A 1,246-nucleotide genomic window follows, 5' to 3' on the forward strand; every position below is an offset into this window, starting at 1 on the left:
TGAACTGCACCCCAAAAGTTAGACAGAAAAAATCTAACTTTTGAGGTGTTTTTATTATGAAATTAACTTATGAGGACAAGATTCAGATATATATACTGAGAAAACAGGGGAGAAGCTTCAAAGAGCTTTCAAAAAGATTTGGTGTGGATGTTTCTGGACTAAAATATATGGTGAGGTTGATTGAACGTTACGGAATAGAAATCGTCAAAAAAGGGAAGAATCGTTACTATTCTCCCGAATTAAAGGAAGAAATAATTAATAAAGTTTTGCTTAAAGGTCGTTCACGAAAAAGTGTATCTTTAGATTATGCTCTACCCAATCCTTCTCTGTTGAAAAATTGGATAGCACAATACAAGAAAAATGGGTATACTATTGTTGAAAAAACAAGAGAGAGAGTACCTAAAATGGGACGTAAACGTAAGAAAACTTGGGAAGAAATGACAGAACTAGAACGACTCCAAGAGGAGAATGAACGCTTACGTACCGAGGTGTCTTACCTAAAAAAGTTAAAAGAACTAGAAGACAGGGACGAAGCCTTACAGCGAGAAAGGCAGAGACAATTAGAGAAATGGTCACAGGAGGATTTCGACTAGATTTACTTCTTGAAACGGCTGGTTTAGCTCGCTCAACTTACTACTATCAGTTGAAACAACTAGATGGATTTGACAAAGATAAAGAGCTTAAAGCTGAAATTCAATCAATTTATTGTGAGCATAAAGGAAATTACGGCTATCGTCGAATGACTCTTGAATTGAGAAATCGTGGCTTCATGGTAAATCATAAGAAAGTGCAACGTCTGATGAAGGTTCTTGGTTTAAGTGCTCGAATTCGTCGTAAACGTAAGTATTCTTCATATCAAGGAGAGGTTGGTAAGAAAGCAGAGAATCTCATTCAACGCCAGTTTGAAGCATCCAAACCAATGGAAAAGTGCTACACAGATGTGACAGAGTTTGCCATTCCAAATAGCACACAGAAATTGTATTTATCGCCTGTTTTAGATGGCTTTAACAGCGAAATTATTGCCTATAATCTCTCAACTTCACCAAACTTAGAACAAGTGAAAGCTATGTTAGACCAGGCCTTCACAGAGGAGCATTACGAAAATACAATTCTCCATAGTGACCAAGGTTGGCAATACCAACATCAGTATTATCATCAATTTTTAGAGGATAAAGGGATCCAACCGTCCATGTCACGTAAGGGAAATAGTCCAGACAATGGTATGATGGAGTCCTTCTTTGGCATT

Annotated in this window: 1 pseudogene; it reads left to right on the forward strand. The window is 37.2% G+C overall.

Annotated elements, in window-relative coordinates:
- Nucleotides 1-56 precede the first annotated feature (56 nt).
- Nucleotides 57-1,246: pseudogene (locus HMPREF2867_RS10855) on the forward strand (IS3 family transposase); the annotation flags it as partial.

Origin of the sequence: Streptococcus sp. HMSC064H09 (assembly GCF_001812625.1) — a bacterium.
GTDB lineage: Bacteria > Bacillota > Bacilli > Lactobacillales > Streptococcaceae > Streptococcus.